This is a genomic window from Collinsella sp. OM07-12 (assembly GCF_003438275.1).
Taxonomy (GTDB): Bacteria; Actinomycetota; Coriobacteriia; order Coriobacteriales; family Coriobacteriaceae; genus Collinsella.
Genome location: NZ_QSTQ01000046.1, coordinates 1 through 1,894, shown reverse-complemented (window position 1 = coordinate 1,894; position 1,894 = coordinate 1). Strand labels below are relative to the sequence as shown.

Annotated in this window: 1 protein-coding gene; it reads left to right on the top strand. The window is 53.7% G+C overall.

Features of this window, described 5'->3' with window-relative positions; translation table 11 throughout:
- The first annotated feature begins 175 nt into the window (after nt 1–175).
- The gene (locus DXB98_RS09965) at nt 176–1,300 is read left to right on the top strand and encodes an aminotransferase (RefSeq protein ID WP_117744007.1); all 1,125 of its coding nucleotides are present in this window, start codon (nt 176–178) and stop codon (nt 1,298–1,300) included.
- The last annotated feature ends 594 nt before the right edge of the window (nt 1,301–1,894 follow it).

The following is a 1,894-nucleotide window of genomic DNA, read 5'->3' as shown; positions in this document are numbered from 1 at the left end:
GCGCTGCATGAGCATGCCCTTCTGGCGCGAGGACCTCTAAGGTTTTCAAAGACCCGTACAGGTCTTAATACAAACATCTAGCTGTCATTAGATGTCTTCCAATGGGACGGTGCGGTTCTTTCGCACCGTCCCATTCATGTTTATTGACGCTAAATTAAGATCAGATAAGGTGGCCATGGATATCAAGACAATTGGCGTTGAGGAATGGCTCAACGTTTGGGAGAAGAGTGCTACATGGGATATCGCTCAGTCGACGATTTCGTCGCTGACCATGGGTGAGCTTCGCGCACTTGACGAGCAGGACGGTGCTACGTTCTACGAGCGCCTGGATCGCGAGAAGATGAATTACGGCTGGATCGAGGGTTCGCCGGAGTTTAAGGCCGAAGTCGCCAAGCTGTATCGTCGCGAGGTCAATCCCGATCACATTTTGCAGACTAATGGCTGTACGGGTGCTAACCTCAATGCCATCATGGCTGTTGTCGAGCCCGGCGATCACGTGATTGCCGAGTGGCCTACCTATGCGCCGCTCTATGAGATTCCGCGTACGCTCGGTGCCGAGGTCGAGTATTGGGAGCTTCGCGAGGAGCTTGGCTGGAAGCCCGATATCGAGGAGCTCAAGCGCCTGGCGCGTCCTAATACCAAGCTCATCTGCATCAACAACGCATCGAACCCCATCGGAACGGTGCTCGATGCCGATACGCTCGGCCAGATTGCCGAGATCGCCCGCTCGGTTGGCGCCTACGTGCTGTGCGACGAGGTGTATCTGCCGCTCGAGAACACCGAGTCCTTTATATCGATGGCCGACGTGTACGAGAGGGCCATTGTCACCAACTCGGTGTCCAAGACCTATTCGACGCCTGCGGCTCGCGTGGGCTGGGTCGTGGCCGACGAAGAGGTCTCCAACCGCATCCGCACCTATCGTGACTACACCATGATCTGCGGCGGCGTGTTCAACGACGCCCTGGCGACCTACGTGCTCGAGCACAAGGATAAGATCCTTGAGCGCAACCGTAAGATCGTGTTTGGCAACCGTGATATCGCTCAGGCATGGATCGATACACAGAGCCGCGTCTCTTGGACGGCGCCGCAGGGCGTATCCACCTCGTTTATCCAGCTGGATATTCCCGAGGACGATGAGGAGTTCTGCAAGCGCCTGTTGGCCGAGAGGGGAGTGCTGCTGGTTCCCGGCAGCCGCTTTGAGCTTCCCTGCGGCGCGCGTCTGGGCTACTGCGCGAGTGAAGACGTTCTTCGCGAGGGCCTGAGGCTTCTGGGCGAGGCGCTGGCCGAGTTCGATCGGTAGCCCCTTGAGGATTTCGAGGGCCTAAACCTTACTGGGCCCTCGATGTACCGAATGCAGACCCGCTCCCTTTGGGGCGGGTCTGTTTGTCTTTACCGCCGAAAAAGTCAAGTTGTTACAAATAGAGACGCAAAACAGGCGGGGTATCCGAGGGGCCGTATACTGAGCTTCCGGTGAACGGTATCCAACGTCTGGTAAACGGTAGCCTGGTTGCTAAAAATGAATAGGACGAACTTTTTTCTGAATAAAAATCAAAATGGTTGAGACATAGCAAGAATTACGAATTCTATTCATACATTTGCGTGAAATATGCAAATTGAGGGTGGTTTAAGAAAGATTAGTTCCAATTGATTTTCCGGTTAAAAAAGCGTTTAAGCACGTAAATAAACTTTATTAAATCAAAGTTTGCCATGCGTGAAGTATATGTGTATGCCGTTCACCCCCTATAAAAAACCGTTCGGGGGCAAGGTGGAAGTATGGGCTGATTTTGGATATAAATATGTCGTCAGCAATAACGCCTCACACGGAGGGGCGCTAACGAATCGGCCCTGACAGGGGCCCGAAAGAAAGGTAGGAGGCCATGACGAAAGGTCTGCA